The organism is Ruegeria sp. AL11 (assembly GCF_056540865.1).
Map to the genome: position 1 here is coordinate 70,109 of NZ_JBQFXO010000011.1, position 24,316 is coordinate 94,424.

Here is a 24,316-nt window from a genome sequence, read left to right on the forward strand (position 1 = left end):
GCAAGCAAGGGCTTAGCGAGGGAAAAGTTGAAAATGTAGAATGACGCTACGGCGAAACGGCGATTGCCGGAGCGTCACTTTATTCCGCGGCGACGCCGTCAGTGAACTGAAGACGGGCCAAACGGGCGTAAAGCCCCCCTTGCGCCACCAGATCGTCATGGGTGCCCTGGGCGACGATGCGACCGGCCTCCAGCACCACAATGCGGTCCGCCTTTTTCACGGTTGCCAGCCGATGCGCCACGATCAGGGTCGTGCGCCCGGCGCGCATCTGATCCACCGCGCCCTGTACAGCCCGTTCGCTTTCCGCATCCAGCGCCGAGGTCGCCTCGTCCAGCAACAGAACAGGCGCATCCCGCAAAATGGCGCGTGCAATAGCGATCCGCTGTTTCTGCCCGCCAGACAGCATTACTCCCCGTTCGCCAACGAAACTGTCATAGCCTTCGGGCAGTGCCGCGATGAAGTCATGTGCGGCAGCGGCGCGCGCGGCGGCCTCGACCTCGGCGTCCGAGGCATCCAGACGGCCAAAGCGTATATTGTCACGGGCGGAGGCGGCAAAAATAACCGGATCCTGCGGGACCAGTGCCATATGCTGGCGGAAATCTGCCCGGTTAAGGTTTTGCAGATCCATCCCATCCAGCATCACACGCCCCGAGTTCGGGTCGTAGAACCGCTGGAGCAACTGAACCACAGTTGTTTTTCCCGCGCCCGAGGGGCCAACGAAGGCAACCGTCTCGCCGGGATTGACCTGCAGGCTGAGCTTGTCCAGCGCTACCACATCGGGCCGCGCAGGATAGCGGAAGGTGACCTCTTCGAACTTGATCTCTCCGCGCACCGGTTGCGGCAACGGTTTTGCTTGGGACGGGTCGGTCACGGCGTCTTCGGCATTTAGCAGCTCAACCAACCGTTCAGTGGCCCCTGCAGCGCGCTGAAGCTCGCTCCAGATCTCGGACAGGGCAGCAACAGAGCCTGCCATGATGACGGAGTAGATGACGAATTGGATCAGAACCCCTTCGGTCATGACCCCATTGCGCACGTCATTGGCCCCCATCCACAGCACTCCAACGATGCCTGAGAAGACGAGAAAGATTACGATGACCGTCAGAATGGCCCGCGTCTGGATGCGGCGTAGCGACACGACATAGGAGGTCTCGGTCATGTCGCCAAACTGCTGGCGGCTTGCGGGTTCATGGGTGAAAGCCTGCACGGTCTGTACCGCGCCCAGCGCCTCGCCCGCGTTGCCTGAAGAGGCCGCGATCCAGTCCTGATTCTCGCGGCTTATGGCGCGGAGCCTGCGGCCCAGCACCAGAATTGGCACCACAACAACGGGGATCAGCAGCAGAACCAGCGCTGTCAGCTTGGCCGAGGTTAACAGCATCAGCACCAACCCTCCGACAAACATCAGCAGGTTGCGCAGGGCAATCGAGACAGATGACCCGATCACCGATTGAATCAGCGTCGTGTCGGTGGTGATCCGGCTCAGGACCTCTCCGGTCATGATGCGTTCGTAGAACTCGGGGCTCATACCGATGACGCGGTCAAAGACGGCCTTTCGAATATCGGCGACCACGCGTTCCCCCAGACGGGTGACAAGCGCGTAGCGGATGCCGGTGCCCACGGCGAGAATACCGGCGATACCCAGCGCGGCCAGGAAATACCAGTCCAGCAGCTCTCCGTCCTGAATGCGGAAGTTGTCCACCACGCGACGCACGGCCAAGGGCAAGGTCAGCGTCATACCAGCCGTCAGGACCAGCGCCAGTGTCGCTCCTAGCATCAACAGGCGATACGGCTTCATGAACGGCCAAAGCGATGCCAAGACGCCCAGCTTTTTCGAGCCTGCTCTTTCTTCGCTGGCGCCCGGCGCGGATGCGGTGGTCGTGCTGGCTATCTGTCTCGCCATGTGCGGCCCTTGTGTCTTCACTGTGTCTTCGATGCTGAGTTGCTGTTTCTTGGCGGTACTGGCCCGCAGGGTCAAGGCCGCGCGCAAAATGCCCTGAGGACCGGGCCATTTGACGCAGAGATGTAGGGCTGAGTTGGAGCGGGTAGACGGAATCGAACCGACATAGCCTGCTTGGAAGGCAGGGGCTTTACCATTAAGCTATACCCGCTCAATGTTTCGCCTTCCTATGTGATGGCTAAGTGGGCGTCAAGAGCGAACCATCACTTGGGCAAATTGACCCGAAAGAAAGAGTTTTTCGTAGTTTGTGAGGAAGGTGTGAGCAAAGGCGTTCTGTTTGATATCGCAGGTGTTCTGTATCAGGGCGATAAGCCACTGGCGGGTGCTGTGGAGGCGGTTTCAACCATTCGCGACACAGGACTTCCGGTTCGCTTTCTAACGAATTCAACCCGACGACCGAAGCGTGTTATTCTGGATAAGCTACAAGGCTTCGGAATAGACGCAGATCCCGAAGAAATACTGACACCCGCTGCGGCAGCTTGTGCCTGGCTAGAGGAAAACGGTCTTGCGCCACATCTTCTGATCCATCCGGATCTGGAAGAGGATTTTGCAAAGTGCTCGAAATCTGGCCCCAAAGCGGTAGTGGTTGGAGATGCCGGCCGCTATTTTACGTATGAACGATTGAACGCAGCCTTTCGCCTGATCCAAGACAGTGCTCTCTTTCTTGCATTGGCCTCAAACAGAGTGTTTCGTGACGCAGACGGCGAATTGAGTCTGGATGCCGGCGCTTTCGTCCGGGCGCTTGAGTATTCGAGTGGAACGAATGCTCTTCTGTTTGGAAAACCATCGCCAGCGTTTTTCCACTCTGCCGCGCAAAGCATGGGGCTAGAGCCTGCTGAGGTAACAATGATTGGCGATGATGCCGAAAGCGATATCGCGGGTGCTTTGAGGGCGGGTTTAGGCGCGGCCTTTCTGGTTCGAACCGGAAAATACCAAACTGGCGACGAGGCGCGCTATGAACCGCGACCCACTGCAACTGCAGACGGTGTCCGGGCCGCTGTGGAACTTTTCACCGAAGGGCGCGATTGAAAGCGCCCGAAGGAGCATTGCACCGATGGGAACCGGCACACACAAACAGATAAGGTCAGTGCGGTAAACTTCGGCCCGAACAAGCTTTGATTTCAAACTTGGGTTGGCACACGACCCGCGGCGGGTCAGAACAGTCGAGCAAAATGAGGGCTTTTGCAAGTTCCGCCAGGGGTAAAAGAGGACACTGAAGTTCTCCGCGGACGGCCCGTGGCCGACATTCAGCACGGCATAGAATTTCCGCGGGCGCGGCCCGCTTTGCTTACATTCACTGCAAATGCAAATTCTCGACATCTGCGAATTCACAGGATGCGGACTGTGCGGCCATCCGCATTTTCACTCCGAAGGACCGTAGCAGACCTTCGAAACGAGACTTTGCAAACCCAGAGGTTCGCGGCCCTACTTTCATCAAACTCTAATTTGCAACTCCACTAGATTTCTGTAAGCGCCTCAGCGATTTTGTCTGCGAGTACTTCAGGCTGGTCAACGCTCGGCCAATGTGTGGCGTTTTCTAAGATGACATGGTTCATCTTGTTTTCTTCTAGCCAACGGACAGTGTCTTCGGGACAATTATCGGGATTGTACAAATATGTAACGTTAGCTGCGTGTTGCAAAACCTCACCTGGTATGTGATCTGATGAAAACATCCGGGCGTCAATACCGAGCTGCCAAAGCGCTAAAGGATCGGCCTTTGAGACTTCGTCGCGATATCTCCTTATGATCGGTTCAGACTTCGCCATCTCATCTAGCCGCCCTAGAAACGCTTTGCGAAACTCTGCCGGACTAGCGTAGTCGGCCGCTGTACCGGAAAAATAGGCATCTGCGGCGGTAATGTTACCTTCCAGAGAAACGATTTTAGTCAAAGGGCAGTCTGCCCGGCGGGCGGCCAAGGAAGCTATGATCGAAGCAACTGAATGGGCGACGATAGTTTCGGCCTCATACTTTGTTGCTTCATTTGACACGTATTGCGCGAGGGCTTCGAGTGTTGTTCCTTCAGCAAGAGGCGCAGCGCCAAATCCTGGAAGATTGATGGGCAACAAACGATGGCTGAAAGCAAGGTGTGTCTCAGTCAATCCGTCAAACATGCTTCCATTGTCGCCGAAGCCGGCAACGAACAAAATGATCGGCCGATTGTCACGCACCCCTTTGAATTTTCTTGAGTGTTCGGCGCACATATCAATCTCCTGAACTCTGCGGGACGCGCAAAACAGGGCTCCAACGTGCAAGCTACTTTGTGCAAAGAAGGCTGTTTGCGGTGTATCGGGAGCTTTCTGCAATTCCTATGGGAAGGACCTCAGCCGCAGTATTTTCGGACCTCGGTATCCCGAAGCCCCGTGGCTACAAGCATGCATCTGTTACGGGCTTCGTAGTAATAGCCGCGGGCATACCACATGACCGCTTCGGGCTCATTTCCATCCGAAACCATCCAGGCACCGCGCAGGTATTTCACGGCGTATGTCAGATTGGTCTGAGCGTCAAAGAGGTCGGAAGGCTGTCCACGAAACCCCATCTGGCGCGCTGTGGCAGGTAGAATCTGCATCAGCCCGTAGTAGGGGCCATTTCGGGCACTGGGGCGGTAATCACTTTCTCGTTGGATCACTCGGTGTACAAGGCTCCGCGGCACACCGTTTGCGTCCGCAGTTTCATTGATCATCACTCGCAGCTCAGGGGTTTCACCGGGATAAAGCCGGGTTAATGACTCCGCGGGTTGATTGCTACAAGCGGCAAGAAATAACGCAGCAACAATGAACGTGTTTCGCATCAGAATTCTCTTCCCATCAACTGTACGATTCATCAGCGCTCAACTGCGATTGAATTTCAATATCCCAGAAAATTGTTGAGCAACTTTTGGCCCGAATTGATTTGGCATCTAATACCGACGGTGCACTCTCTTTTCAGTAACAATGTGCCTCTTTTTCTGACGCTCACGCAAAAATACAAACAGTCCTGACCCCAAGATCAGTGCGATACCAATGGCGACAGGCAGGTTTGGGAGCTCTCCCCAGATGACCCATCCCCAGAAAACGGCCATAGGAAGACCGACGTATTCAAATGGCGCCACTGTCGCCGCGTCTGCCATGCGGTAAGCCTGGCCGAGGCAATACCCGATGATTGCAGAATTGAATCCGAGCCCAATAAACAACCAGCGGTCAGTCCCTTCGGGCCAAACCCAGGCACGCAGCAAGAAGATCAAGCTTTCGTTTTCAAACGCGCTCGCAAAGCGCCCATCCCCTGCCACTGACCAGAACAACAGGCTTACAACGATAAAGCACGCCTGAATGTAAACAGCCATTGCTGAGGCTTTGGACTTTGCGCCCAAGAAACGAGTCATCACGTTGTTGAGGGCATAGGTGAACGCAGCAAGAACCGGAAGGGCATACATCAGCAGACCAACCTCACGCTCGCCGCCGCCCTCCCAGGGGCGGGTCATGATCACCACGCCCAAGAATCCCACAATCACGGCACCAATCCGCATCGGCCCAACTCTTTCGCCAAGCAATGGGATACTCAGCAAGGTGATCATCAAGGGAGCTACGAAGAAAACAGCCGTGGCTTCCGCCAGGGGCATTACCGCGAGGGCTGTAAAGAAGGTCAGATTGGCTACCACAATCAACAGACCGCGCAGAAGGTGAAGTCCAGGCTGATCGGTTTTCAGGATGCGCCAACCGCCCTCCATCTGGACTAGGGCAAAGCTAAATCCGATTCCGATCAATGATCTTGCAAACACCATCTGGTGCAAGGGGTAACCGCCAGACAGGAATTTAATCAGCATATCATTGATAGAAATCGCCAATATTCCGATCAGTACGAACGCAATACCAACTGTCGGGTTTTGTAATTTTTGTACCGGTGTCATGGTGTGCCCTTTCATTGGGCCACTACCATGGGTCTGGGGATAGATCACGTCGCTTTGCGACACGGTAAGTCGCGCAACCTTGTCCAACTTAGGTCTTGTGCGTAGCTTTTGGAGCCATGTGCAACCTCTACTCCAACACCATCCCGGCCACAGCGATGCGCCATCTGTTTGACGTGACCGTTGAACGCGACACGCTGGGGAATGCGGAACCATTCCCAGCCATTTATCCAAAGCCCTTAGCCCCTGTGGTCAGGAAAGGCGACGAAGGTAAGCGTGAGCTGGTCTCGCTGAGTTGGGGATTTCGTACGACAAAGAAGTCAAAGAAAACCGGTGCTATTATCCAACCGGGTGCCTTGAATAACGCACGTGATGACAAGGTGCGCTCAAACGGCTTGTGGAAACAGAGCTTTGAGGAGCGGCGTTGCCTCGTTCCGGTTAGTTCGTTCTGTGAGGCCCAAGGAAAAAACCCTGCCACCTACCACTGGTTCGCCCTGAAGGGCGATGAAGACCGCCCGCCACTCGCATTTGCGGGTATGTGGCAAACCTCGCGATACCAGGGCCTTGAAGGGCCCGAGGAGGTTGAAACCTACACCGTCATCACCACGACGGCCAATGAACTGGTAAAGCCCATACACCCGCAGAGAATGCCCGCCATCCTCAAGCCGGAGGACTATGAGCAATGGATGGATGGCAACGCGAATGACGCATTCGAACTGCTGGAGCCCCTAAATTCGAACGAAATGCAAATTGTTCGGTCTGGCGAAGGTGAGAAGTCGGACTCAGCAGGAAGATTGCCGTGAAAATCGTATCGGGTGGGCAAACTGGCGTAGACTTGGCTGCACTTGAGTTCGCTATCCAACGCGGTTTGAGCTACGGCGGCTGGGTTCCCAAAGGTCGCATCAACGAAGCTGGCCGCATTCCAGAGCGATACTCAGGTCTAACGGAAGCACCTTCGCCAGAACCAGACGTCAGAACCCGGCTCAACGTCGGTTCAAGCGACGCGACGCTTATTCTGACTGATGGATCAGAAAGTCCCGGCACGAACTATACTCATCAAGTCGCAAGTGAGTTAGGAAAACCGGTTTTGCGTATCGCGCTTGCAGATAAAAACCGTCTAGAAACTGAGCGGGTTCGGCAATGGGTCGCATCGATCAAGCCTTCGGTTCTCAACGTTGCCGGACCACGTGAATCTGAGGCACCTGGGGTATGTTCGAAAGCGTTTGCTTTCCTGAGCGACGCACTTTCGACCTCCTAGGCCAGTTTCTCACACGCCCGAAGTTCTTAAAGGGCTGACCGGTAAACCCGACGGTATTAACAACCCCTGCGGTCCATTGATCGAAAATTCCACACTGCCACCATTACCACTAAGCTATACCCTTTCAGCGTTTGGGTTGAGTGATCCAAGCATCTGGGGGCGTCAAGAACCGAAATCACGCCGGGCGTGCATTTCCTTGGGGCAGTGGGTCTGTCAGATATCCTCGCCCGGCGGCTCTAGCGCGCCGCCCGGTTCCAGCAAGGCCCGCTCGGACAGCCATGGGTTCAGCTCAAGGGCCGCAGTCAGGGCAGAACGGGCCTCATCCAATCTCCGCAGACCCAGCAACGTTAGGGCCCGGCCACTCATGGCCGCGATGTGATTTGGGGATAGCTCCAGCGCCCGATCCAGATCAACCAAAGCTGAAGGGAAGTCTTGCCGCAGGAAATTGACGAAGGCACGTTGGTTGTACCCTTCGGCATATTCCGGGCAGTAGACCACCAGTTCATCTAGCTCTTGCAAAGCGCCCAGAAGATCCGATGCCTCGCGCCGCGCCATGCCACGATCCAATAGCGTCTGAGCGCGAAGGTCGGGCGCATCGGTCCACAGCTCCCACATCTGGTTGGAAATCCCGCGCGCCTCAGACTGCGACTCGGCCTGTTGAATTTGTGCAATCAGCGCGCCCATTCCTTCCGAATGGTCCGGTGCAGACGGGCAGGATTGCGCCAAAGCGGGAGTTGTAAGCCAAAGGGCAAAGACAGGTGCTATGAACGTGCGGATCATAGACCAAGTGTGACGCACAATCCGCTTTGGTCAAGTTTCGCGGTCGATGCCACCCAGCAATCCGGTTTCTTTCACCGCTTCCATCGCAACAAAGGTCGAGGTATTGGCGACATGCGGCAGAGACGAGATCTTCTCGGCCAGCACCGCGCGGTATTCCGACATCGACCCGGTGCGCACCTTCAGCAGATAGTCGAAATTCGACGCGATCATATGGGCTTGCTCGATCTCCGCGATCTTGCGGACCGCGGCATTGAACTCGGCCAGCGCTTTTTCCCGCGTGTCAGTCATGCGCACCTCGACAAAGGCCACGTGATCTAGCCCCAACCGGATCGGATCCAACATTGCTCGGTATCCTGTAATCACCCCATCTGCCTCAAGCCGCTTCAACCGTGCCTGGGTCGGCGATTTCGACAACCCGATCCGCCGCGCCAGATCCGCGACCGAGATGCGCCCGTCTTCGGCCAGAGCCTGCAGAATCGCGCGATCAAAACGGTCGAGGTTCGGAAAGTCCATTTGCATCGAAATACCGTCAAAAATCAGTTCGTTTGACCTGTGTATGTCAAAACTTGGTCCGTTGTCCCGAAAAAATGCGCGTATACTGATAAAAACGCCCGGAGGAACAATGTCTCACAGCCTGCGCACATCCATCGACACCCACACCTATGCCGATCAATCGACCGTTCTGCAGGCATTGACCCACCAGGCAGACCTGTCCGAGTCGGACCGTCGCGCCATCTGCGACGCGGCGGCCCAATTGGTCCGCGATATCCGGTCCAGCACCTCGCCCGGCATGATGGAGGTGTTTCTGGCTGAATACGGCCTGTCCACTGACGAAGGCGTGGCGCTGATGTGTCTGGCCGAGGCGCTTCTGCGAGTACCCGATGCAGATACGATTGATGCGCTTATCGAAGACAAGATCGCGCCCTCGGACTGGGGCAAACATTTGGGGCAGTCCTCATCCTCGCTGGTCAACGCCTCGACCTGGGCCTTGATGCTGACCGGCAAGGTGTTGGATGAGGGTAAGGCCTCGCCCGTCAGCGCCATCCGCGGGGCGATCAAGCGGCTGGGTGAACCGGTCATCCGAACCGCTGTTGGACGCGCGATGAAGGAGATGGGGCGTCAGTTCGTTCTGGGCGAGACGATTCAATCGGCCATGGAACGCGCCAGCGGGATGGAGGCCAAGGGCTACACCTACTCCTACGATATGTTGGGCGAAGCGGCCCGGACCGAGGCCGACGCCGCCCGCTATCACCTGTCCTATTCGCGCGCTATCGCCGCCATTGCCGAGGCGTGTACTCATGACGATATCTGCGCCAATCCCGGCATTTCGGTCAAGCTGTCTGCCCTGCATCCACGCTATGAGCTGGCGCAGGAGGCGCGGGTCATGGATGAACTTGTCCCCCGCCTGCGCGCACTGGCCCTTCTGGCCAAAGCTGCTGGCATGGGCCTGAACGTGGATGCCGAGGAAGCCGACCGGCTGTCCCTGTCCCTGCAAGTCATCGAGGAAGTCATGGCCGAGCCCGCCTTGGCCGGTTGGGATGGGTTCGGCATCGTCGTGCAAGCTTACGGCCCGCGCGCCGGGCTCGTTCTGGATACGCTCTATGAAATGGCCGGGCGCCATGATCGCAAGCTGATGGTGCGGCTGGTCAAAGGCGCCTATTGGGATACGGAGATCAAGCGCGCGCAGGTCGAAGGTGTCGATGGCTTCCCAGTCTTCACCCATAAGGCCGCGACCGATGTCTCGTATATCGCCAATGCCCGCAAGCTGCTGGGCATGACCGACCGGATCTATCCGCAATTTGCCACGCATAACGCGCATACCGTCAGCGCGATCCTGCACATGGCCGAGGGACAGCCATTCGAGTTCCAGCGCCTGCATGGGATGGGCGAAACGCTGCACGGTCTGGTATTGGACAAACACAAAACCCGCTGCCGCATCTACGCGCCGGTCGGCGCGCATCGCGATTTGCTGGCCTATCTGGTCCGGCGTCTGCTGGAGAACGGCGCGAACTCATCCTTCGTGAACCAGATTGTGGATGAGGCCGTCCCACCGGAAGAGGTCGCCGCTGATCCATTCACTGCAGCTGAGACACCGCCCTCGCCTCTGCCAACCGGGCCAGAGCTGTTTTTGCCCGAGCGTCCCAACTCCAAGGGCTTTGATCTGCACCACACACCGACGCTGGACCAGATCGACGCAGCGCGGGATCGGTTCCAAGCAACTGATTGGCGCGCGGAGCCTTTGCTGTCCGAGGACGCGAAACCCATGGCTGAAGAGCCGGTGATTAACCCGGCCAAACCCCAGGACAAGCCCGGCACAGTTGCGTCGACCAGTATTGCGGATGTGGAGCTTGCCCTGGCCTCGGCCAGCCCATGGCAAGCCCCGGCAGAGCAACGCGTCAAAGCTCTGAACGCAGCCGCCGACCTGTATGAGGCCCATTTCGGAGAACTCTTCGCCCTTCTGGCTCGCGAGGCGGGGAAATCCCTGCCCGATGCCGTTGCCGAGCTGCGCGAAGCGGTGGATTTCCTGCGCTACTACGCGGCGAACATCCCCGATGCCAAACCGGCTGGGGTCTTCACCTGTATCAGCCCGTGGAACTTCCCCCTGGCGATTTTCACCGGACAGATTTCGGCGGCTTTGGCAACCGGCAACGCCGTCCTCGCCAAACCCGCGCCGCAGACGCCTCTGATCGCGCATCGCGCGGTGCAGCTGTTGCACGAGGCCGGAGTTCCCCGCGATGTGTTGCAACTGCTGCCAGGCGGACCAGAGGTCGGGGCCGCGCTCACCTCGGATGCGCGCGTCTCGGGTGTGGCGTTCACCGGATCTACGGCGACGGCGTTGAAAATCCGCTCGGCCATGGCACAGAACATGCGACCCGGCACACCTCTGATCGCTGAGACAGGTGGTTTGAACGCGATGATCGTGGACAGCACGGCGCTGCCGGAACAGGCGGTGCAATCCATCATCGAAAGCGCGTTTCAATCAGCTGGTCAGCGCTGCTCAGCCCTGCGCAGTCTCTATCTGCAAGAGGATATCGCCGAGGATGTGCTGACCATGCTCAAAGGCGCGATGGATGCGCTGCAGGTCGGTGATCCGTGGCTGATCTCAACTGATTGCGGGCCGGTCATTGATGAGACCGCGCGTCAGGGAATCGCGGACCATGTCGCGAAAGCCCGTGCAGAAGGGCGCGTTCTTAAAGAACTCAACACGCCGCCCGAGGGGACATTCATTGCCCCCACCCTGATCGAAATCGGCAGCATCGCCGATTTGGAACGTGAAATATTCGGCCCGGTTCTGCATGTCGCTCGCTTCAAAGCGCAAGAGATCGACACGGTAATCGCCGACATCAACGCCACTGGCTACGGGCTGACCTTCGGCCTGCACACTCGCATCGACGACCGGGTTCAGCATGTGACCGAGGCGATCCACGCGGGCAATGTCTATGTGAACCGCAACCAGATCGGCGCCATCGTGGGATCTCAGCCTTTCGGAGGCGAGGGGCTTTCGGGCACTGGTCCCAAAGCGGGTGGGCCGAACTACTTGGCCCGGTTCTGCGCTCCGGATCGTCAGAGCACCTCAGAGACATGGCGGGCAACTGCGGAATTGCCCGCGCCGAAAGGGCAACCGGCCCCTTTTCGAACCCAAACCCTGCCCGGACCTACGGGGGAATCAAACCGGTTGTCTGAATTTGCCCGGCCTCCGCTGTTATGTCTCGGCCCCGGCGAGAGCGCTGCGCGCGCTCAGGCAGATGCGGTTTTGGCTTTGGGTGGGACGGCGATTGAGGCGACGGGCATGCTCGATCTGCATCGTTTGGAAAACCTGACCGGCTTCGCGGGCGTTCTGTGGTGGGGAGACGAGGAAACCGCCCGTCAGATAGAACAGCATCTGGCGCGGCGCGACGGGCCGATCCTGCCCATGATCCCCGGACTGTCGGATCGTACGCGGGTGCTGGCGGAACGCCATGTCTGCGTCGACACGACGGCGGCGGGCGGCAATGCGGCGCTGTTGGGTGGTGCGGCATAACCTGACCTTGACGCTGGGCCCGGAAAAGCCCAGCGTCGCGCCATGTTTCCGATCCGAGATCACAACCCCTCGGGGCGCACACCCTATGTTGTCTACGCCCTACTGGCTGCTAACATCCTAATCTTCGTCAGCTATGTCGGGATCATGGACAACGCACGGGTGCTTCAGCAGTTCTATTTCGACTACGCAATCATTCCCGCCCGCAGCGCCGAAGGGGTCGCACTCGAGACCTTCGTGACCTCGATGTTCCTGCATGGCGGATGGATGCATCTGGCGGGCAACATGCTGTTTCTTTGGATTTTCGGCGATAATCTGGAAGACGAAATGGGCCACCTACCCTTTCTGCTGTTCTACCTTGTCGCCGGGATCGGAGCGGGGCTGATCCATGTGATCACCGCACCTGACTCGGTGGTGCCCACAATCGGCGCATCCGGGGCGATTGCTGGCGTGATGGGCGGGTACCTGCTGCTTTTCCCCAAAGCCCGCGTGGATATTCTGCTGATCCTGATCGTCTATTTCCGGGTCTTTACCATCCCGGCCTTCGTAATGCTCGGGGTCTGGCTGGCCCTGCAGTTTTTCGGCAGTCTTTCCAGCAACCCCGACGAAGGCGGCGTTGCCTATTGGGCCCATACCGGTGGGTTCATCGTGGGGCTGATCCTATGTATCCCACTCTGGCTGAAACGCGGAGGGCCAGCGTACTGGGACCGCACGCACGGTCACCCGCCTCACCCCGAGACGAAATACAAGCTTTCGCAATCGCGGATCCCGCGCGTGCCGCGTAGGTAAAGGCGTTTAAAGCGTTTTGCGTTTTATCTGAGGCAAAGTGGTCGAAATGCGCGTTCGATCGAAGGGAGAGGCAGCGTTTTTCGATTCAAATCAAACGCAAAGCGATCTAGCCCCGGATGACCTTGGCAAAGCTGTCAAAGATCGGCTCGTTGGCGCAGATGACCTCGCCATCTTCCAGAATGCTGCCTTCGGGGTTCAAGGGTTGAACCAGACCACCGGCCTCTTTCACGATGATGATCCCGGCGGCCAAGTCCCACGCGTTCAGGCGACGTTCCCAGAACCCCTCGTAACGGCCTGCGGCCACATAAGCCATGTCGAGCGCCGCAGCGCCCCAACGGCGCACGCCGGCACAGGCGGGCATCAGGCGCGCCAGATCCTGCAGCGTGGCCGGCAGATCCGAGCGACCGCCAAAAGGCAAACCGGTCGAGAAAACCGACTCGATCATGCGGTGACGGCCCGAGACGCGGATACGCATGTCGTTCATCCAGGCGCCCTCGCCTTTTTCGGCAAAGAACATCTCGTCCTTGGCGGCGTCGTAGATCACACCGGCGACGATCTTGCCTTTGTGCTCAAGCGCGATCGAGATCGCCCAGTGCGGCAACCCGTGCAGGAAGTTGGTGGTGCCATCCAGCGGATCAACGATCCAGCGGCGGGTCGGGTCCTCGCCGTCAATCGCGCCGCCCTCTTCGGCCAGCCAACCATAGGTCGGACGCGCGCCCAGCAGTTCCTCTTTCAGGATGGCCTCGGCAGCGATATCGGCCTTGGACACGAAATCGCCCGCGCCCTTCATCGACACCTGCAGGTTCTCGACTTCACGGAAATCCTTGACCAGAGACCGCCCCGCCTTGCGCGCGGCTTTGATCATGATGTTGAGATTTGCACTGCCAACCATTGTGAAAAGGCTCCTGTCCGGTCAAACCGCGCGTATACTGATGCAATGCGCCCTTGCCAAGAGGAATGATGCGCATAGCAGACCTTAGCGAAACGCCGTTACTGCGCCTGCAACTTCCGCGCCTCGTCTCGCGCCAGCTTGACCAGATCTTGGACAAAGGGTTTTTCCAGATCCTCAGTGCGGACAGCGGCATAGAGACGACGTGTAATCCCTTCTTTTGTCAGCGGGCGGGTGACGTAGTCTGAGTTGTATTTGACCTCGCGCACGACCCAATCCGGCAGGACAGAAATCCCCCGATTTGAGGCGACAAGCAGCAGGATCACGGCTGTCAGTTCAACCTGTCGGATGCTGGCTGGTTCAACCCGCGCCGGGATCAACAACTGGCTGAACACGTCCAATCGCGTGCGCTCGACCGGATAGGTGATCAGGGTCTGACCGCGAAAATCCTCGGCCTCAATGAAGTCTTTCTCGGCCAGCGGATGGGAAGATGCCGCGACGAATACCGGGTTATAGTCGAACAATTCCACGAACTCGACACCCAGCAGGTCTTCGGGGTCGGAGGATACGACCAGATCAACCTCTTCCTTTTGCAAGGCAGGCAGCGCGTCAAAGGCCAAACCGGGGCGAATATCCACGTCTACATCGCCCCAGGACTTGCGGAAGGACTCCAGCACCGGAAATAGCCATTCGAAACAGGCGTGGCATTCAATCGCAATATGCATCCGACCCGTGCGGCCATCGCGCAGGGATGAGAACTCATGCTGCGCGGCTTCGACCTGAGGCAGAATCTGCTCGGCCAGCCGCAACAGTCGCAGCCCCGCCGCAGACAGCTTCATCGGCTTGGACCGACGCAGGAACAGTTCGACCCCGGCCTGATCCTCCAGCCCTTTGATCTGGTGGCTCAGCGCCGATTGGGTGATGTTCAGCTGATCGGCCGCACGCGCAAGGCCGCCACAGTCATGGATCGCCTTGATGGTGCGCAGGTGCCGGAATTCGATGTGCATTTGAAGTAAAGCTCATGTTGTTCTTGAGGAATATGAGTTTGTCTCACAATGCGTGTCATGCGACAAGACCCTCAGTTGATCCTGAGAGGCTGCGATGACCAAACCTGAAATCTCATTCGAGTTTTTTCCACCCAAAACGCTGGAGGCCTCATTCCGGCTATGGGATACGGTGCAGACGCTGGCCCCTCTGGAGCCCCGGTTCGTTTCGGTTACCTACGGCGCGGGAGGCACGACGCGAGAGTTGACGCGCGATGCCGTGGCGACTTTGCACAAGTCATCGGGACTGCCGGTTGCGGCGCATTTGACCTGCGTCGATGCTTCGCGTCAGGAAACGCTGGATATTGCAGACACCTTCGCCCGTGCCGGTGTAGAGAACATCGTCGCATTGCGGGGCGATCCGCCGAAGGGTCAGGACAGGTTTGTCCCTCACCCCGAAGGTTTTGCCAACTCTGTTGAATTGATTGAGGCCCTCGCAGAAACCGAGATGTTCAGCATTCGGGTTGGTGCCTATCCCGACATTCATCCCGAAGCACGGGATACGCGGGCCGATATCGACTGGCTAAAGGCCAAGCTGGACGCGGGCGCCGATGAAGCACTGACGCAGTTCTTCTTCGAGGCCGAGACCTTCTTCCGGTTCCGCGACGCCTGCGAAAAAGCCGGGATCGACAAGCCGATCGTGCCGGGCATCCTGCCGATCGAAAACTGGAAAGGCGCGCGCGCCTTTGCACAGCGCTGCGGTACACGGATACCCGATTGGGTCGATCACGCCTTTGAAAAAGCCTTGCGTGATGATCGCGAGGATCTGCTGGCTACGGCCCTTTGCACCGAGCTGTGTTCGGACCTGCTGGAGGGTGGTGTGGACAAGCTGCACTTCTACACCCTGAACCGGCCCGAGCTGACCCGCGACGTGTGCTTCGCCCTTGGGATCACGCCGAAGGCTGAACTGCAGAACGTCGCCTAACCCCTTTCGACAAAGACGAAATGCCCGCGCCATCCGAAAGCGCGGGCATTTTGCTTGCCGCTGGAACAATGTCAGCACGGCCAGATCATTGTCCCCCGCAACTAATTCAATCTTGAGAAGAATTTGACAAAATCGTGACCGTACTCAAACTGGTCTCGTGTACGTTAATGAGTGTTTTTGAGTATGAAACCTGTCGATAAGATCGCAGCGCGAAACAGCGCGCTGGCGGACCTAGGGTTGTCGCCCTCTGCCAGTTCCGACGAAATCCGCGAAGCTTGGCGCAATATTGCCTTCCGGGCGCATCCCGACCATATGCCGGGGGATTGCGAAGACTTCTCGCGCGCCAAGACTGCCTATGATTTTCTACGCAAACAGGGGTTGGGCGCAAAAGGCGCATCGGGCCCGCAAATGCCTAAGCGGCCGCGCCTCAAAAAGCGTGTGATCGAGTTGCCGCCAGAGGACATCTCCGCCTGCAAATCCATACTGAACCCGACACAAGCACTGCCGCATATGGCAAATTCGCCATCAACTCGGAACGCCGATGTCGAACCGGCTGCATCAGACCATGTGCCCGATGCCGTCGGATGCTATGGCCGCCACTTGACCTTTTTCGTAGCAACTCCGGTAACCGAAGGGGCGAACCGCATCGCACTTCCGACCTCGGTGCTAAGCAACAGACGGCATGTCGAGACTGAGATCCTGAGCTTCAAGTCCAACAACACCGGACCGGGCGAGGTGGTGATTCCTGACACCATTTGCGAACGCAAGTTTCCGGGGGCAAAAAGTGTTCGTATCCGGTTCGAAGCCAATCAGGACATGATCGACGAATTCTGGCTGGCTGGATAGTCAGCCAGAAAAAAGCCCGGCTCAGTGGGGGGAGCCGGGCTTGTTTTTCTTCACAACATTGTCTGCGCGATCAGTTGGTGACAGGACCTTCCGAGGTGAATTTCGGGATCACGCTGGTCGATGCGTCTGCGCTTTCGATACCGGGCCAGTTGCCTTCGGCCAGGTTGATGTTGCCCGGGATGTCCTCTTCGAAGAAGCCTACAACAACGTCGGTTATGTTCAGGTACAGCTTGTCATCAACGATGCGCCACAGGTTCGGGTTTGCCGGAACCTTGCCGCCTTTTGAGACGCCATAGGCGCAATGCCCGTCATACTGAGGCGCGTAGTAGGCCGGGTTCTCAAGAAACTTATCGCGGTTCTCCTCCGATGCAAAAGCCCAAGTTGCGCCGTTGTATTCCGCCGTGATGTCGGCATTGCCGCGTACACCTTCTGGCTGCGACGTCCCCACCGGTGCCTGATCAAGGCCGCGATAGGCTACAACATCATAGCCAGAGACCGCAAATCCGGTTCCGTCGACATATTGGGGGCCTGCAAAAGCCGGAATTGCCAGAGCCATGGCCGCAGCAAAAGACAGGGCAAAACGTTTCATGTGGTCATTCCTTTTTCGTGTATCGGGGGTGCCGTTTGGCTGACACGACAAACAATAAGCGATTCTGAGGCGCTTCGTAGGGCCGCTCGCGCCGGTGTGACCATCAACGAGATTTCGTGAGAGAATTATTACAGTTTCCTGCGTCAAGCGGGGTTGGACTCGGGGAATTGCAACATTAGCTGTTAGCGCATCGGCTTTGCAGCCCTGCGATTGGCAAGAAAGGCATCAGATGAGCGATCAATCCACTTACACTCCCCCCAAAGTCTGGACCTGGGATAGCGAAAGCGGCGGACGCTTCGCCAATATCAACCGCCCCATCGCCGGAGCAACCCATGACAAGGACTTGCCCATTGGCCGCCACCCCATACAGCTCTATTCGCTGGCAACGCCCAATGGCGTCAAAGTGACAGTCATGCTTGAAGAGCTTTTGGCTCAGGGTCACGAAGAAGCCGAATACAACGCGTGGCTGATCAACATCGGTGAAGGGGATCAGTTCAGCTCGGGCTTTGTCGAGGCGAACCCGAACTCGAAAATCCCGGCGCTCTGGGATCGGTCAGGTGATGCTCCGGTGCGCGTGTTCGAAAGCGCCTCAATCCTGTTCCATCTGGCCGAAAAGTTCGGAGCGTTCTTGCCCGAGTCAGGCCCGGAGCGGACCGAGGTGATGAACTGGGTGTTCTGGCAGATGGGTAGCGCGCCGTATCTGGGCGGCGGATTCGGCCATTTCTACGCTTACGCGCCTGAGAAATGGGAATATCCGATCAACCGCTTTGCCATGGAAGCCAAGCGCCAGCTGGACGTGTTGGACCGTCAACTGGCCGAAAACACCTATATCGCAGGCGAGGATTACTCGATTGCGGATATGGCGATTTGGCCCTGGTATGGGCAGCTGGTTCTTGGGCGTCTCTATGATGCTGCCGAGTTCCTGGATGTGGAATCCTATGAAAACGTCATGCGTTGGGCCAAAGCGATTGACGCGCGCCCGGCCGTAAAGCGGGGCCGCATGGTCAACCGCGCGTTTGGCGAGCCGCACACACAGCTTCATGAACGTCATGAGGCCAGCGACTTCGAAACCCGTACGCAGGACAAATTGGAAGCAGCGGCAGACTAGTTCTCTTCGAGTTTCGTTAGAGACTCTCCAAGACATTTAGCGCGGTGCAAAAGTGTGCACCGCGCTTTTTATTTCAGGATCGGCGGGTTCTCGGGATCGCTGCCGGGCACAGGCCGGGTCAGGTCACGGACTTCGGGTTGCGGCAGGTCGAACCGCAAACCAACCTTCGCCAGAGACGCGGCAGCGGGGGCTTCGGGTGCAAAAAAACCGACATCCATCGCTCCGGCTTCGATCCCCGAAAAGGTCAGAGCCTCGGACGCAGCCTTGGCCAGCGCTGATTGCGCCCCGTCCACGGCCCCGACAAAGCCCAGCAAGTGGCCCGAAGCACCGGATTCGGATTTGGTGCCGACCAGATAGGCCGACTGTGCCAGACCGACTGCAGTCGACAGCTTTGTATCCAACGCGCGTAACAGGGTTTCCGGTAGGCCGGTCGGAGGCAAAAACTCGGCCAGTTTCTCTTCGACCTCATCAGGCGCATGTTCTAGCGTTGTCGCCAGCCAACCCAGCGCCTCGGACGGGATCAGCATCGAGGATGGAGCGACCTCGATGTTCAGACCCAGACCGATCCCCTGCCCCGCCAGCATCGAAGACAGGATACGCCCCGAAAGCGCCGCGTATGGAACCGGACGTCCGGCGAATTGCGCCAACCGATCCTCGCGATCAAAGGCCAGTACGAAACGGCCATCGGCCACGTCGAACAGCTCAGGCGAGATATTCTCGCCCTGCGCCTCTTCGGTCAGCATCAAGAACAGCTCACTATCAGCCAGCCGCTCAAAAAACCGCAGCCGGGCGGCATCGTCCTGCGGAGCGGCGTCCATCGCGGTATGCGCTGTGTCCAGCGCCGTTGCTTCAGTCATTCAGAACCTCTTGCACCCGTGCCTGCAAGGCCGGCAGCAGGTCGGTCTCGAACCACGGGTTTTTCTTGATCCATGCCGTATTGCGCCAGGACGGATGAGGCAAGGCAAAGATGTGCGGCGCGTGGTCTCGCCAATTGCGAACCGTCTCGGTGACCGAACTGTGCACCCCAAGATGGTACTTATGTGCGTGCCCCCCGACCAACACTGTCAGAGGGACCGGCCCAAGCGCCTCAACGACCCGTTCATGCCAGGTTTTGCGGCACAAGGCAGGGGGCGGCAGATCCGCTTTTCGCTCGTCATATCCGGGAAAGCAGAAGGCCATAGGCACGATGGACAAACGATCTCGGTTGTAAAACACCCCCTCGTCGATCCCCAACCAATCCCGCAAGCGATCCCCCGACGGGTCTGTAAAAGGCCGCCCCGACTCATGTACCCGTGCGCCCGGAGCCTGCCCCGCAACCAGGATCGGAGTGCCAGCGCGGAACCAGACGACAGGACGCGGCGCGTGCTGCGTCGCGGTTTGCGCGAACGCATCCGCACACAGCCGACAGGCCGAGATTTCCTTTTGCAGATCACTCATAGCCGCTGTCTTGCCCCGAAATCGTGAGAATCAAAGGATGATAGCCACCCTCGAAGTTGCCGCCAAAACATCTTTTCGTGTTGATGTTTGCCACGATGTGATCTGCACTTTGTGAAGATGCATTGAACATTTGTTTCATAATTCGACATAATGTAGCCAACATGAAACGATAGACCTCGCATCCAAACGCTCACCAAAAAGAGCGATCAAACCAAAGGATTGAGCAGCAGGCCAAGCATGCTTGAATTCGAGAATGTCAGTAAATCCTTCTGGACGGGGACACGCCGCAAGGTGATCCTCGACCGGGCTTCGTTCCGTGTCGAACTCGGAACCTCGCTGGGTGTGCTTGCGCCGAACGGGACGGGAAAAACCACTCTGATCAATATGATGGCGGGTTTGGAAAAGCCCGATGAAGGGGTCATCCGGCGTGAGTGCAAAGTGTCTTTCCCGATGGGGTTTACCGGTGGTGTCTCCTCGAAGATGTCTGCAATGGAGAACGCACGCTATATCGCCAAAATCTACGGTATGGACCCCGACTATGTCGAAGCCTACTGCAGCTGGCTGTGCGGTCTCGGCGAGTATTTCAACCAGCCTTTGGCCACCTATTCGTCGGGCATGAAAGCCAGATTCACCTTTGCGCTGATGCTGGCACTGGACTTCGACATGTACCTGATTGATGAGGGCATGCCCGCGTCCACGGATGTGGAATTCAACCATAAGGCCGGCGCAATCTTGCAGGAAAGGCTGCGCACGACAACGCTGGTCATCGTATCGCACAGCCCCGCAACGCTGGAAAAATTCGTGAAACAGGCGGCCGTTTTGGTCGACGGCCAGCTGCACATGTTTGAAACCTTGGAAGAGGCAAAGCAGTTATATGACTACGAAACCCAAGGTTAGAAAATACAACTGGCGCCACAAGGCGCAATCAGGCACCTCGCCCGAGGCCCGCTCGGACGCCATGGCCCGCATCCGCAGCGCAACGCAGGCCTCGTCAGGCGAAACGCAGCCCGGGACCGAGCTGGACGATATCAAGCGCGAAGGCCCTACCGGTCGGCAATTGCGTATTGCCCGGCGTCTGGCCAGCAAACACGGACTGGCGGCGACTTCTGACTATGACGCGGTACGCCTGCTACGCAAGAAGGGTATTGATCCATTCCGGCGCAGCAATTTGCTGGAACTGGCCTCGGCAAATGCTTCGGCGAAAACGGAGAGTGACGAAACGGCAGCCGTCCAGTTGCCACAACCGGTGAGCGAGGCCCCTCAGACTCTGCCAGGACCTGAGATGAGCCCGGCCGAGCGGCGCGACCGTGAAATCGGTCAGATCCAGAAGGACATCGCCCTCCGCCGAAAAAAGAAACTGGCGGCGCTGTTTGCGCGGCTTGCCGTGTTCGTCTTTCTGCCCACGTTCGTTGTCGGCTATTATTTCTATCGGATTGCGACACCGATGTATGCCAGCGACTCGGCCTATTCGATCCTTCAGGCCGACGGCGGTGGTGGAGCGATTGGCGGCCTGCTGAGCGGGACTCAATTTGCAACCGCGCAGGATTCTGTTTCCACTCAAGAATTTTTGGAATCCAAGGACGCTCTGGAACGTCTGGAAAAGGATATCGGCTTTTCTGAAATCTTCAAACAGGATTGGATCGACCCGATCCAGAGACTACCAGAAAACGCTAGCTTGGAAGACACCTACAAGCTTTACAGACGCATGGTGACCATCGGCTATGACCCAAGCGACGGGATTGTGCGAATGGAAGTTGCCGCACCCGAGCCCGAAACTGCCGTCGAACTGTCCCAACTCCTGATCTCTTACGCGGAAGAGCGGATCAACAGCCTGTCCGGCCTCAAGCGCGAGGATCAGATGCGCGATGCGCGGGAAGGGTTTGAGGCCGCTCAGGATGAAAGACGACGGGCGCAAGAAGCGCTGATCGAGTTGCAGTTGCAGGGTGCTTTGCTGGACCCAGAAAACGTCATCGCCGGTCTTCGCGGTCGGATCAATGAGATCGAGGTCGCCATTCAGGATAAAGAGCTGGAACTGGCCGCCCTGCAAGACAACCGCCGACCAAACCAGGCCAAGGTCGACGGGGTCAGTGCCGATATCGCCCGCCTGGAAGTTGTCCTAGCCGAGTTGAACGCCGAGATGCTGGACGCGTCCGCAGGCGAAAACTCGCTGGCGCGGCTGAGCGTCCGAATCCAGATGGCGCAGGCTGATCTGGCAGCGCGTGACATGATGCTGCAAACGGCGATGCAACAAATGGAAACCACGCGGTCCGAGGCGAACCGCAAAGTGCGGTACCTAACAGTTTCGGTGAACCCGGTGGAGGCGCAGGATCCGACCTATCCAAGGAAGTTCGAAAATACGATTTTGGCTTTCCTGTTGTTTGCTGGTATCTACCTGATGATCTCGCTTACCGCGTCGGTCCTTCGTGAACAGGTATCCTCGTAAGACACATGAAACATGTAAAAATCTCCGACCTGACGGTCGGCAATGACCTTCCTCTGACCATCATTGCCGGCCCCTGCCAGCTTGAGACGGCAGACCATGCCCAAATGATTGCGGGCGCCATGAAAGAAGCCTGCGACGCGGCCGGGGCGCAGTATGTTTTCAAGGCGTCGTATGACAAGGCGAACCGAACCTCTTTGTCCGGCAAGCGCGGCATGGGGATTGATGCGGGGCTGAAGGTTCTGGATGACATCCGCAGCACCATGGGCATTCCGGTGCTGACCGATGTCCACACCGAAGCCCAATGCGCCATCGCGGCTGAGGCCGTCGATATTCTGCAGATCCCAGCTTTTCTGTGTCGCCAGACCGATATGCTTTTGGCGGCGGGCGCAACGGGTAAGGCTGTGAACGTCAAGAAAGGTCAGTTTCTCGCCCCCTGGGAAATGGGCAACATCGTCGACAAGATCGAAAGCACCGGGAACCAGAATATCCTCCTGACGGAACGTGGAACCTCGTTCGGGTACAATACTCTGGTGGCCGATATGCGGGGCCTGCCGCAAATGGCGAAGACGGGCTATCCGGTCGTGATGGACGCGACCCATTCGGTGCAACAGCCCGGTGGCAAAGGTGGCTCCTCGGGTGGGCAGCGCGAATTTGCGCCGGTGATGGCGCGCGCCGCCGTATCGCTGGGGATCGGAGCGGTGTTCATCGAAACGCATCAGGACCCCGACACAGCACCGTCTGATGGCCCCAACATGATCCCTTTGGATCAGATGCCCCATCTTGTTGACACATTGATGCGTTTTGATGCGCTGGCCAAAGCGAACCCGATTCAGATTTAACGATTGAGACCAGTTATGACCAAACCCATTCCCGAGGTGACCCCAAACACCTGGAGCTTTCTGCGCGACCCGATGATCAAACCCACCGGGTTCCGCGAATATGATGCACGCTGGAAGTACCCTGATGAGATCAACCTGCCGGGCATGACCGCCCTTGGTCTTGGGATCGGTACTCAGATGCACAAACGCGGCATCGCGCCGGTCATTGCGGTTGGCAATGACTACCGCGACTATTCTCTGGCCATCAAAAACGCGTTGATCCTCGGCCTGATGCAGGCGGGTGTTCAGGTGAAGGACATCGGCCCTGCCCTCAGCCCAATGGCCTATTTCGCGCAATTCCATCTGGATGTTCCGGCGGTGGCGATGGTCACCGCCAGCCATAACCCAAACGGCTGGACCGGGGTCAAAATGGGTTTCGACCGACCGCTGACCCACGGCCCGGATGAGATGTCCGAGCTGCGCGACATTGTGCTGAATGGCGAGACAGTGGCGCGTGAGGGCGGCTCGTATGAATTCGTCGATGGCGTTAAAGAGGCCTATATCGACGATCTGGTCGGTGATTTCAAAATGTCCCGCCCGCTTAAGGTGGTTTGCGCCACGGGTAATGGCACTGCCTCGGCATTTGCACCCGAGATTTTTGAGCGGATCGGTGTTGAGGTTGTGCCCAGCCACAACGAACTCGACTACACGTTCCCGAACTACAACCCGAACCCCGAAGCCATGGAGATGCTGCATGACATGGCGGATGCGGTGAAATCCAGCGGTGCCGATCTGGCCTTGGGATTTGACGGCGACGGCGATCGCTGCGGTGTGGTCGATGACGAGGGCGAAGAGATCTTTGCCGACAAGGTCGGTGTCATCATGGCGCGCGATCTGGCCAAGCTGCATCCCGGCGCGACCTTCGTGGCCGACGTGAAATCCACTGGCCTGTTCGCCAGCGATCCAGAACTGCAGGCCCATGGCGTCAAGGCAGATTACTGGAAAACCGGCCACAGCCATATGAAACGCCGGGTCAAGGAAATCGGAGCTCTCGCAGGGTTCGAGAAATCCGGCCACTACTTCCTCGCCGAGCCTGTTGGGCGCGGATATGACTGCGGGATGCGCGTTGCGGTGGAAATCTGCAAATTGATGGACCGCAATCCGGATCAGAGCATGTCCGATTTGCGCAAGGCTTTGCCCAAGACATGGTCAACTCCGACAATGTCACCCTATGCCGCTGACACCGAGAAATACGATATCCTTCAGCGTCTGGTGGACAAGTTGGTTGCCAAGGCCGACGCGGGCGATAGCTTCGCGGGTCGCGCAATCAAAGAGGTCGTCACCGTCAACGGCGCGCGCGTCATTTTGGACAATGGCAGCTGGGGTCTGGTGCGGGCCTCGTCGAACACCCCCAATTTGGTTGTCGTCTGCGAAAGCAGCGAAAGCGAAGCAGAGATGCGGGCTATCTTTGCCGACATCGATGCTGTCATCCGGACCGAGCCCGGCGTCGGCGACTACGACCAAACGATCTAAAAGAAA

At 58.0% G+C, this 24,316-nt stretch carries 23 protein-coding genes and 1 tRNA gene; 12 read left to right on the forward strand and 12 right to left on the reverse strand.

Going from position 1 to position 24,316, the window contains the following annotated elements; translation table 11 throughout:
* Positions 1-79 precede the first annotated feature (79 nt).
* Positions 80-1,897, reverse strand: a complete 1,818-nt coding sequence (locus ACR0IP_RS17830; RefSeq protein ID WP_480527012.1) for an ABC transporter transmembrane domain-containing protein — start codon at positions 1,895-1,897, stop codon at positions 80-82.
* 134 nt (positions 1,898-2,031) lie between these two features.
* Positions 2,032-2,105 (reverse strand) — tRNA-Gly (locus tag ACR0IP_RS17835).
* A gap of 107 nt (positions 2,106-2,212) precedes the next feature.
* Here ACR0IP_RS17835 and ACR0IP_RS17840 point away from each other — a divergent pair.
* On the forward strand, positions 2,213-2,983 hold the full coding sequence (locus tag ACR0IP_RS17840; RefSeq protein ID WP_480527014.1) for a TIGR01458 family HAD-type hydrolase: 771 nt from the start codon (positions 2,213-2,215) through the stop codon (positions 2,981-2,983).
* A 428-nt stretch (positions 2,984-3,411) separates the two neighbouring features.
* Here ACR0IP_RS17840 and ACR0IP_RS17845 read toward each other — a convergent pair whose 3' ends face one another.
* From ACR0IP_RS17845 to ACR0IP_RS17855, 3 genes are all read right to left on the reverse strand, one after another.
* A complete protein-coding gene (locus tag ACR0IP_RS17845) occupies positions 3,412-4,155 on the reverse strand; it encodes an alpha/beta fold hydrolase (RefSeq protein WP_480527015.1) in 744 nt (247 codons plus the stop codon).
* Positions 4,156-4,274: 119 nt separating this feature from the next.
* A complete protein-coding gene (locus ACR0IP_RS17850; protein ID WP_170643205.1) occupies positions 4,275-4,742 on the reverse strand; it encodes a lytic transglycosylase domain-containing protein in 468 nt (155 codons plus the stop codon).
* 108 nt (positions 4,743-4,850) lie between these two features.
* Positions 4,851-5,837 carry a DMT family transporter gene (locus ACR0IP_RS17855; protein ID WP_170643206.1) on the reverse strand — a complete coding sequence of 329 codons (987 nt, stop codon included), beginning with the start codon at positions 5,835-5,837 and terminating at the stop codon, positions 4,851-4,853.
* 116 nt (positions 5,838-5,953) lie between these two features.
* Between ACR0IP_RS17855 and ACR0IP_RS17860 the strand changes: the two genes are divergently transcribed.
* Complete coding sequence (locus ACR0IP_RS17860; protein WP_480527017.1) at positions 5,954-6,637, forward strand: SOS response-associated peptidase; 684 nt, start codon at positions 5,954-5,956, stop codon at positions 6,635-6,637.
* Positions 6,634-7,092: a putative molybdenum carrier protein gene (locus ACR0IP_RS17865; RefSeq protein WP_480527019.1), complete on the forward strand. Its 459-nt coding sequence runs from the start codon at positions 6,634-6,636 to the stop codon at positions 7,090-7,092. The genes ACR0IP_RS17860 and ACR0IP_RS17865 overlap by 4 nt, the downstream gene beginning before the upstream one ends.
* A 213-nt stretch (positions 7,093-7,305) precedes the next feature.
* Here the strand turns inward: ACR0IP_RS17865 and ACR0IP_RS17870 are convergent, their stop codons facing one another.
* A complete protein-coding gene (locus ACR0IP_RS17870) occupies positions 7,306-7,872 on the reverse strand; it encodes a tetratricopeptide repeat protein (protein ID WP_170637389.1) in 567 nt (188 codons plus the stop codon).
* Between the two features lie 30 nt (positions 7,873-7,902).
* Complete coding sequence (locus tag ACR0IP_RS17875) at positions 7,903-8,391, reverse strand: Lrp/AsnC family transcriptional regulator (protein ID WP_170480350.1); 489 nt, start codon at positions 8,389-8,391, stop codon at positions 7,903-7,905.
* A gap of 103 nt (positions 8,392-8,494) precedes the next feature.
* On the opposite strand from ACR0IP_RS17875, the gene putA reads away from it, so the two are divergent.
* Together putA and ACR0IP_RS17885 are read left to right on the forward strand one after the other, a co-directional pair.
* Positions 8,495-11,893: a bifunctional proline dehydrogenase/L-glutamate gamma-semialdehyde dehydrogenase PutA gene (putA, locus tag ACR0IP_RS17880; protein ID WP_425085178.1), complete on the forward strand. Its 3,399-nt coding sequence runs from the start codon at positions 8,495-8,497 to the stop codon at positions 11,891-11,893.
* A gap of 42 nt (positions 11,894-11,935) precedes the next feature.
* Positions 11,936-12,679, forward strand: a complete 744-nt coding sequence (locus tag ACR0IP_RS17885; RefSeq protein ID WP_480527022.1) for a rhomboid family intramembrane serine protease — start codon at positions 11,936-11,938, stop codon at positions 12,677-12,679.
* A gap of 106 nt (positions 12,680-12,785) precedes the next feature.
* On the opposite strand, the gene ACR0IP_RS17890 is transcribed toward ACR0IP_RS17885, so the two are convergent.
* Positions 12,786-13,571 (reverse strand): inositol monophosphatase family protein, encoded by a 786-nt coding sequence (locus ACR0IP_RS17890; protein ID WP_170680437.1) that lies wholly within the window; start codon positions 13,569-13,571, stop codon positions 12,786-12,788.
* A 98-nt stretch (positions 13,572-13,669) separates the two neighbouring features.
* On the reverse strand, positions 13,670-14,575 hold the full coding sequence (locus ACR0IP_RS17895) for a LysR family transcriptional regulator (RefSeq protein ID WP_170555813.1): 906 nt from the start codon (positions 14,573-14,575) through the stop codon (positions 13,670-13,672).
* Positions 14,576-14,669: 94 nt separating this feature from the next.
* Between ACR0IP_RS17895 and metF the strand changes: the two genes are divergently transcribed.
* Together metF and ACR0IP_RS17905 are read left to right on the forward strand one after the other, a co-directional pair.
* Entirely contained in the window at positions 14,670-15,536 is an 867-nt protein-coding gene (gene metF / locus ACR0IP_RS17900; RefSeq protein WP_170468213.1) for a methylenetetrahydrofolate reductase [NAD(P)H], read from the forward strand.
* A 183-nt stretch (positions 15,537-15,719) separates the two neighbouring features.
* Entirely contained in the window at positions 15,720-16,382 is a 663-nt protein-coding gene (locus ACR0IP_RS17905; protein ID WP_170468215.1) for a J domain-containing protein, read from the forward strand.
* Positions 16,383-16,452: 70 nt separating this feature from the next.
* Here the strand turns inward: ACR0IP_RS17905 and ACR0IP_RS17910 are convergent, their stop codons facing one another.
* Entirely contained in the window at positions 16,453-16,971 is a 519-nt protein-coding gene (locus ACR0IP_RS17910; RefSeq protein WP_170374769.1) for a YHS domain-containing (seleno)protein, read from the reverse strand.
* Between the two features lie 229 nt (positions 16,972-17,200).
* Between ACR0IP_RS17910 and yghU the strand changes: the two genes are divergently transcribed.
* Positions 17,201-18,079 (forward strand): glutathione-dependent disulfide-bond oxidoreductase, encoded by an 879-nt coding sequence (gene yghU, locus ACR0IP_RS17915; RefSeq protein WP_480527026.1) that lies wholly within the window; start codon positions 17,201-17,203, stop codon positions 18,077-18,079.
* Positions 18,080-18,147: 68 nt separating this feature from the next.
* Here yghU and ACR0IP_RS17920 read toward each other — a convergent pair whose 3' ends face one another.
* Both ACR0IP_RS17920 and ACR0IP_RS17925 read right to left on the reverse strand, forming a co-directional pair.
* On the reverse strand, positions 18,148-18,936 hold the full coding sequence (locus tag ACR0IP_RS17920) for an SseB family protein (RefSeq protein WP_480527028.1): 789 nt from the start codon (positions 18,934-18,936) through the stop codon (positions 18,148-18,150).
* The gene (locus tag ACR0IP_RS17925) at positions 18,929-19,516 is read right to left on the reverse strand and encodes a uracil-DNA glycosylase family protein (RefSeq protein ID WP_170689280.1); all 588 of its coding nucleotides are present in this window, start codon (positions 19,514-19,516) and stop codon (positions 18,929-18,931) included. The genes ACR0IP_RS17920 and ACR0IP_RS17925 overlap by 8 nt, the downstream gene beginning before the upstream one ends.
* 237 nt (positions 19,517-19,753) lie before the next feature.
* On the opposite strand from ACR0IP_RS17925, the gene ACR0IP_RS17930 reads away from it, so the two are divergent.
* The 4 genes from ACR0IP_RS17930 to ACR0IP_RS17945 are packed head-to-tail and all read left to right on the forward strand — an operon-like array spanning position 19,754 to position 24,310.
* Positions 19,754-20,413, forward strand: coding sequence for an ABC transporter ATP-binding protein (locus ACR0IP_RS17930; RefSeq protein WP_480527031.1), 660 nt, complete (start codon positions 19,754-19,756; stop codon positions 20,411-20,413).
* Positions 20,391-21,959 carry a KpsE/RkpR family capsule polysaccharide export protein gene (locus ACR0IP_RS17935; RefSeq protein ID WP_480527033.1) on the forward strand — a complete coding sequence of 523 codons (1,569 nt, stop codon included), beginning with the start codon at positions 20,391-20,393 and terminating at the stop codon, positions 21,957-21,959. Before ACR0IP_RS17930 ends, ACR0IP_RS17935 begins: the two co-directional genes overlap by 23 nt.
* A gap of 5 nt (positions 21,960-21,964) precedes the next feature.
* Positions 21,965-22,798: a 3-deoxy-8-phosphooctulonate synthase gene (kdsA, locus tag ACR0IP_RS17940; RefSeq protein WP_170689277.1), complete on the forward strand. Its 834-nt coding sequence runs from the start codon at positions 21,965-21,967 to the stop codon at positions 22,796-22,798.
* A gap of 15 nt (positions 22,799-22,813) precedes the next feature.
* Positions 22,814-24,310 (forward strand): phosphomannomutase/phosphoglucomutase, encoded by a 1,497-nt coding sequence (locus ACR0IP_RS17945; RefSeq protein WP_480527036.1) that lies wholly within the window; start codon positions 22,814-22,816, stop codon positions 24,308-24,310.
* The last annotated feature ends 6 nt before the right edge of the window (positions 24,311-24,316 follow it).

Excerpts from the sequence above, each read along its gene's own strand:
- ACR0IP_RS17830 (WP_480527012.1), bottom strand. The coding sequence starts at position 1,897 with ATGGCGAGACAGATAGCCAGCACGACCACCGCATCCGCGCCGGGCGCC.
- ACR0IP_RS17845 (WP_480527015.1), bottom strand. The coding sequence starts at position 4,155 with ATGTGCGCCGAACACTCAAGAAAATTCAAAGGGGTGCGTGACAATCGG.
- ACR0IP_RS17850 (WP_170643205.1), bottom strand. The coding sequence starts at position 4,742 with ATGCGAAACACGTTCATTGTTGCTGCGTTATTTCTTGCCGCTTGTAGC.
- ACR0IP_RS17855 (WP_170643206.1), bottom strand. The coding sequence starts at position 5,837 with ATGACACCGGTACAAAAATTACAAAACCCGACAGTTGGTATTGCGTTC.
- ACR0IP_RS17860 (WP_480527017.1), top strand. The coding sequence starts at position 5,954 with ATGTGCAACCTCTACTCCAACACCATCCCGGCCACAGCGATGCGCCAT.
- ACR0IP_RS17870 (WP_170637389.1), bottom strand. The coding sequence starts at position 7,872 with ATGATCCGCACGTTCATAGCACCTGTCTTTGCCCTTTGGCTTACAACT.
- ACR0IP_RS17875 (WP_170480350.1), bottom strand. The coding sequence starts at position 8,391 with ATGCAAATGGACTTTCCGAACCTCGACCGTTTTGATCGCGCGATTCTG.
- putA (WP_425085178.1), top strand. The coding sequence starts at position 8,495 with ATGTCTCACAGCCTGCGCACATCCATCGACACCCACACCTATGCCGAT.
- ACR0IP_RS17885 (WP_480527022.1), top strand. The coding sequence starts at position 11,936 with ATGTTTCCGATCCGAGATCACAACCCCTCGGGGCGCACACCCTATGTT.
- ACR0IP_RS17890 (WP_170680437.1), bottom strand. The coding sequence starts at position 13,571 with ATGGTTGGCAGTGCAAATCTCAACATCATGATCAAAGCCGCGCGCAAG.
- ACR0IP_RS17895 (WP_170555813.1), bottom strand. The coding sequence starts at position 14,575 with ATGCACATCGAATTCCGGCACCTGCGCACCATCAAGGCGATCCATGAC.
- metF (WP_170468213.1), top strand. The coding sequence starts at position 14,670 with ATGACCAAACCTGAAATCTCATTCGAGTTTTTTCCACCCAAAACGCTG.
- ACR0IP_RS17905 (WP_170468215.1), top strand. The coding sequence starts at position 15,720 with ATGAAACCTGTCGATAAGATCGCAGCGCGAAACAGCGCGCTGGCGGAC.
- ACR0IP_RS17910 (WP_170374769.1), bottom strand. The coding sequence starts at position 16,971 with ATGAAACGTTTTGCCCTGTCTTTTGCTGCGGCCATGGCTCTGGCAATT.
- yghU (WP_480527026.1), top strand. The coding sequence starts at position 17,201 with ATGAGCGATCAATCCACTTACACTCCCCCCAAAGTCTGGACCTGGGAT.
- ACR0IP_RS17920 (WP_480527028.1), bottom strand. The coding sequence starts at position 18,936 with ATGACTGAAGCAACGGCGCTGGACACAGCGCATACCGCGATGGACGCC.
- ACR0IP_RS17925 (WP_170689280.1), bottom strand. The coding sequence starts at position 19,516 with ATGAGTGATCTGCAAAAGGAAATCTCGGCCTGTCGGCTGTGTGCGGAT.
- ACR0IP_RS17930 (WP_480527031.1), top strand. The coding sequence starts at position 19,754 with ATGCTTGAATTCGAGAATGTCAGTAAATCCTTCTGGACGGGGACACGC.
- ACR0IP_RS17935 (WP_480527033.1), top strand. The coding sequence starts at position 20,391 with ATGACTACGAAACCCAAGGTTAGAAAATACAACTGGCGCCACAAGGCG.
- kdsA (WP_170689277.1), top strand. The coding sequence starts at position 21,965 with ATGAAACATGTAAAAATCTCCGACCTGACGGTCGGCAATGACCTTCCT.
- ACR0IP_RS17945 (WP_480527036.1), top strand. The coding sequence starts at position 22,814 with ATGACCAAACCCATTCCCGAGGTGACCCCAAACACCTGGAGCTTTCTG.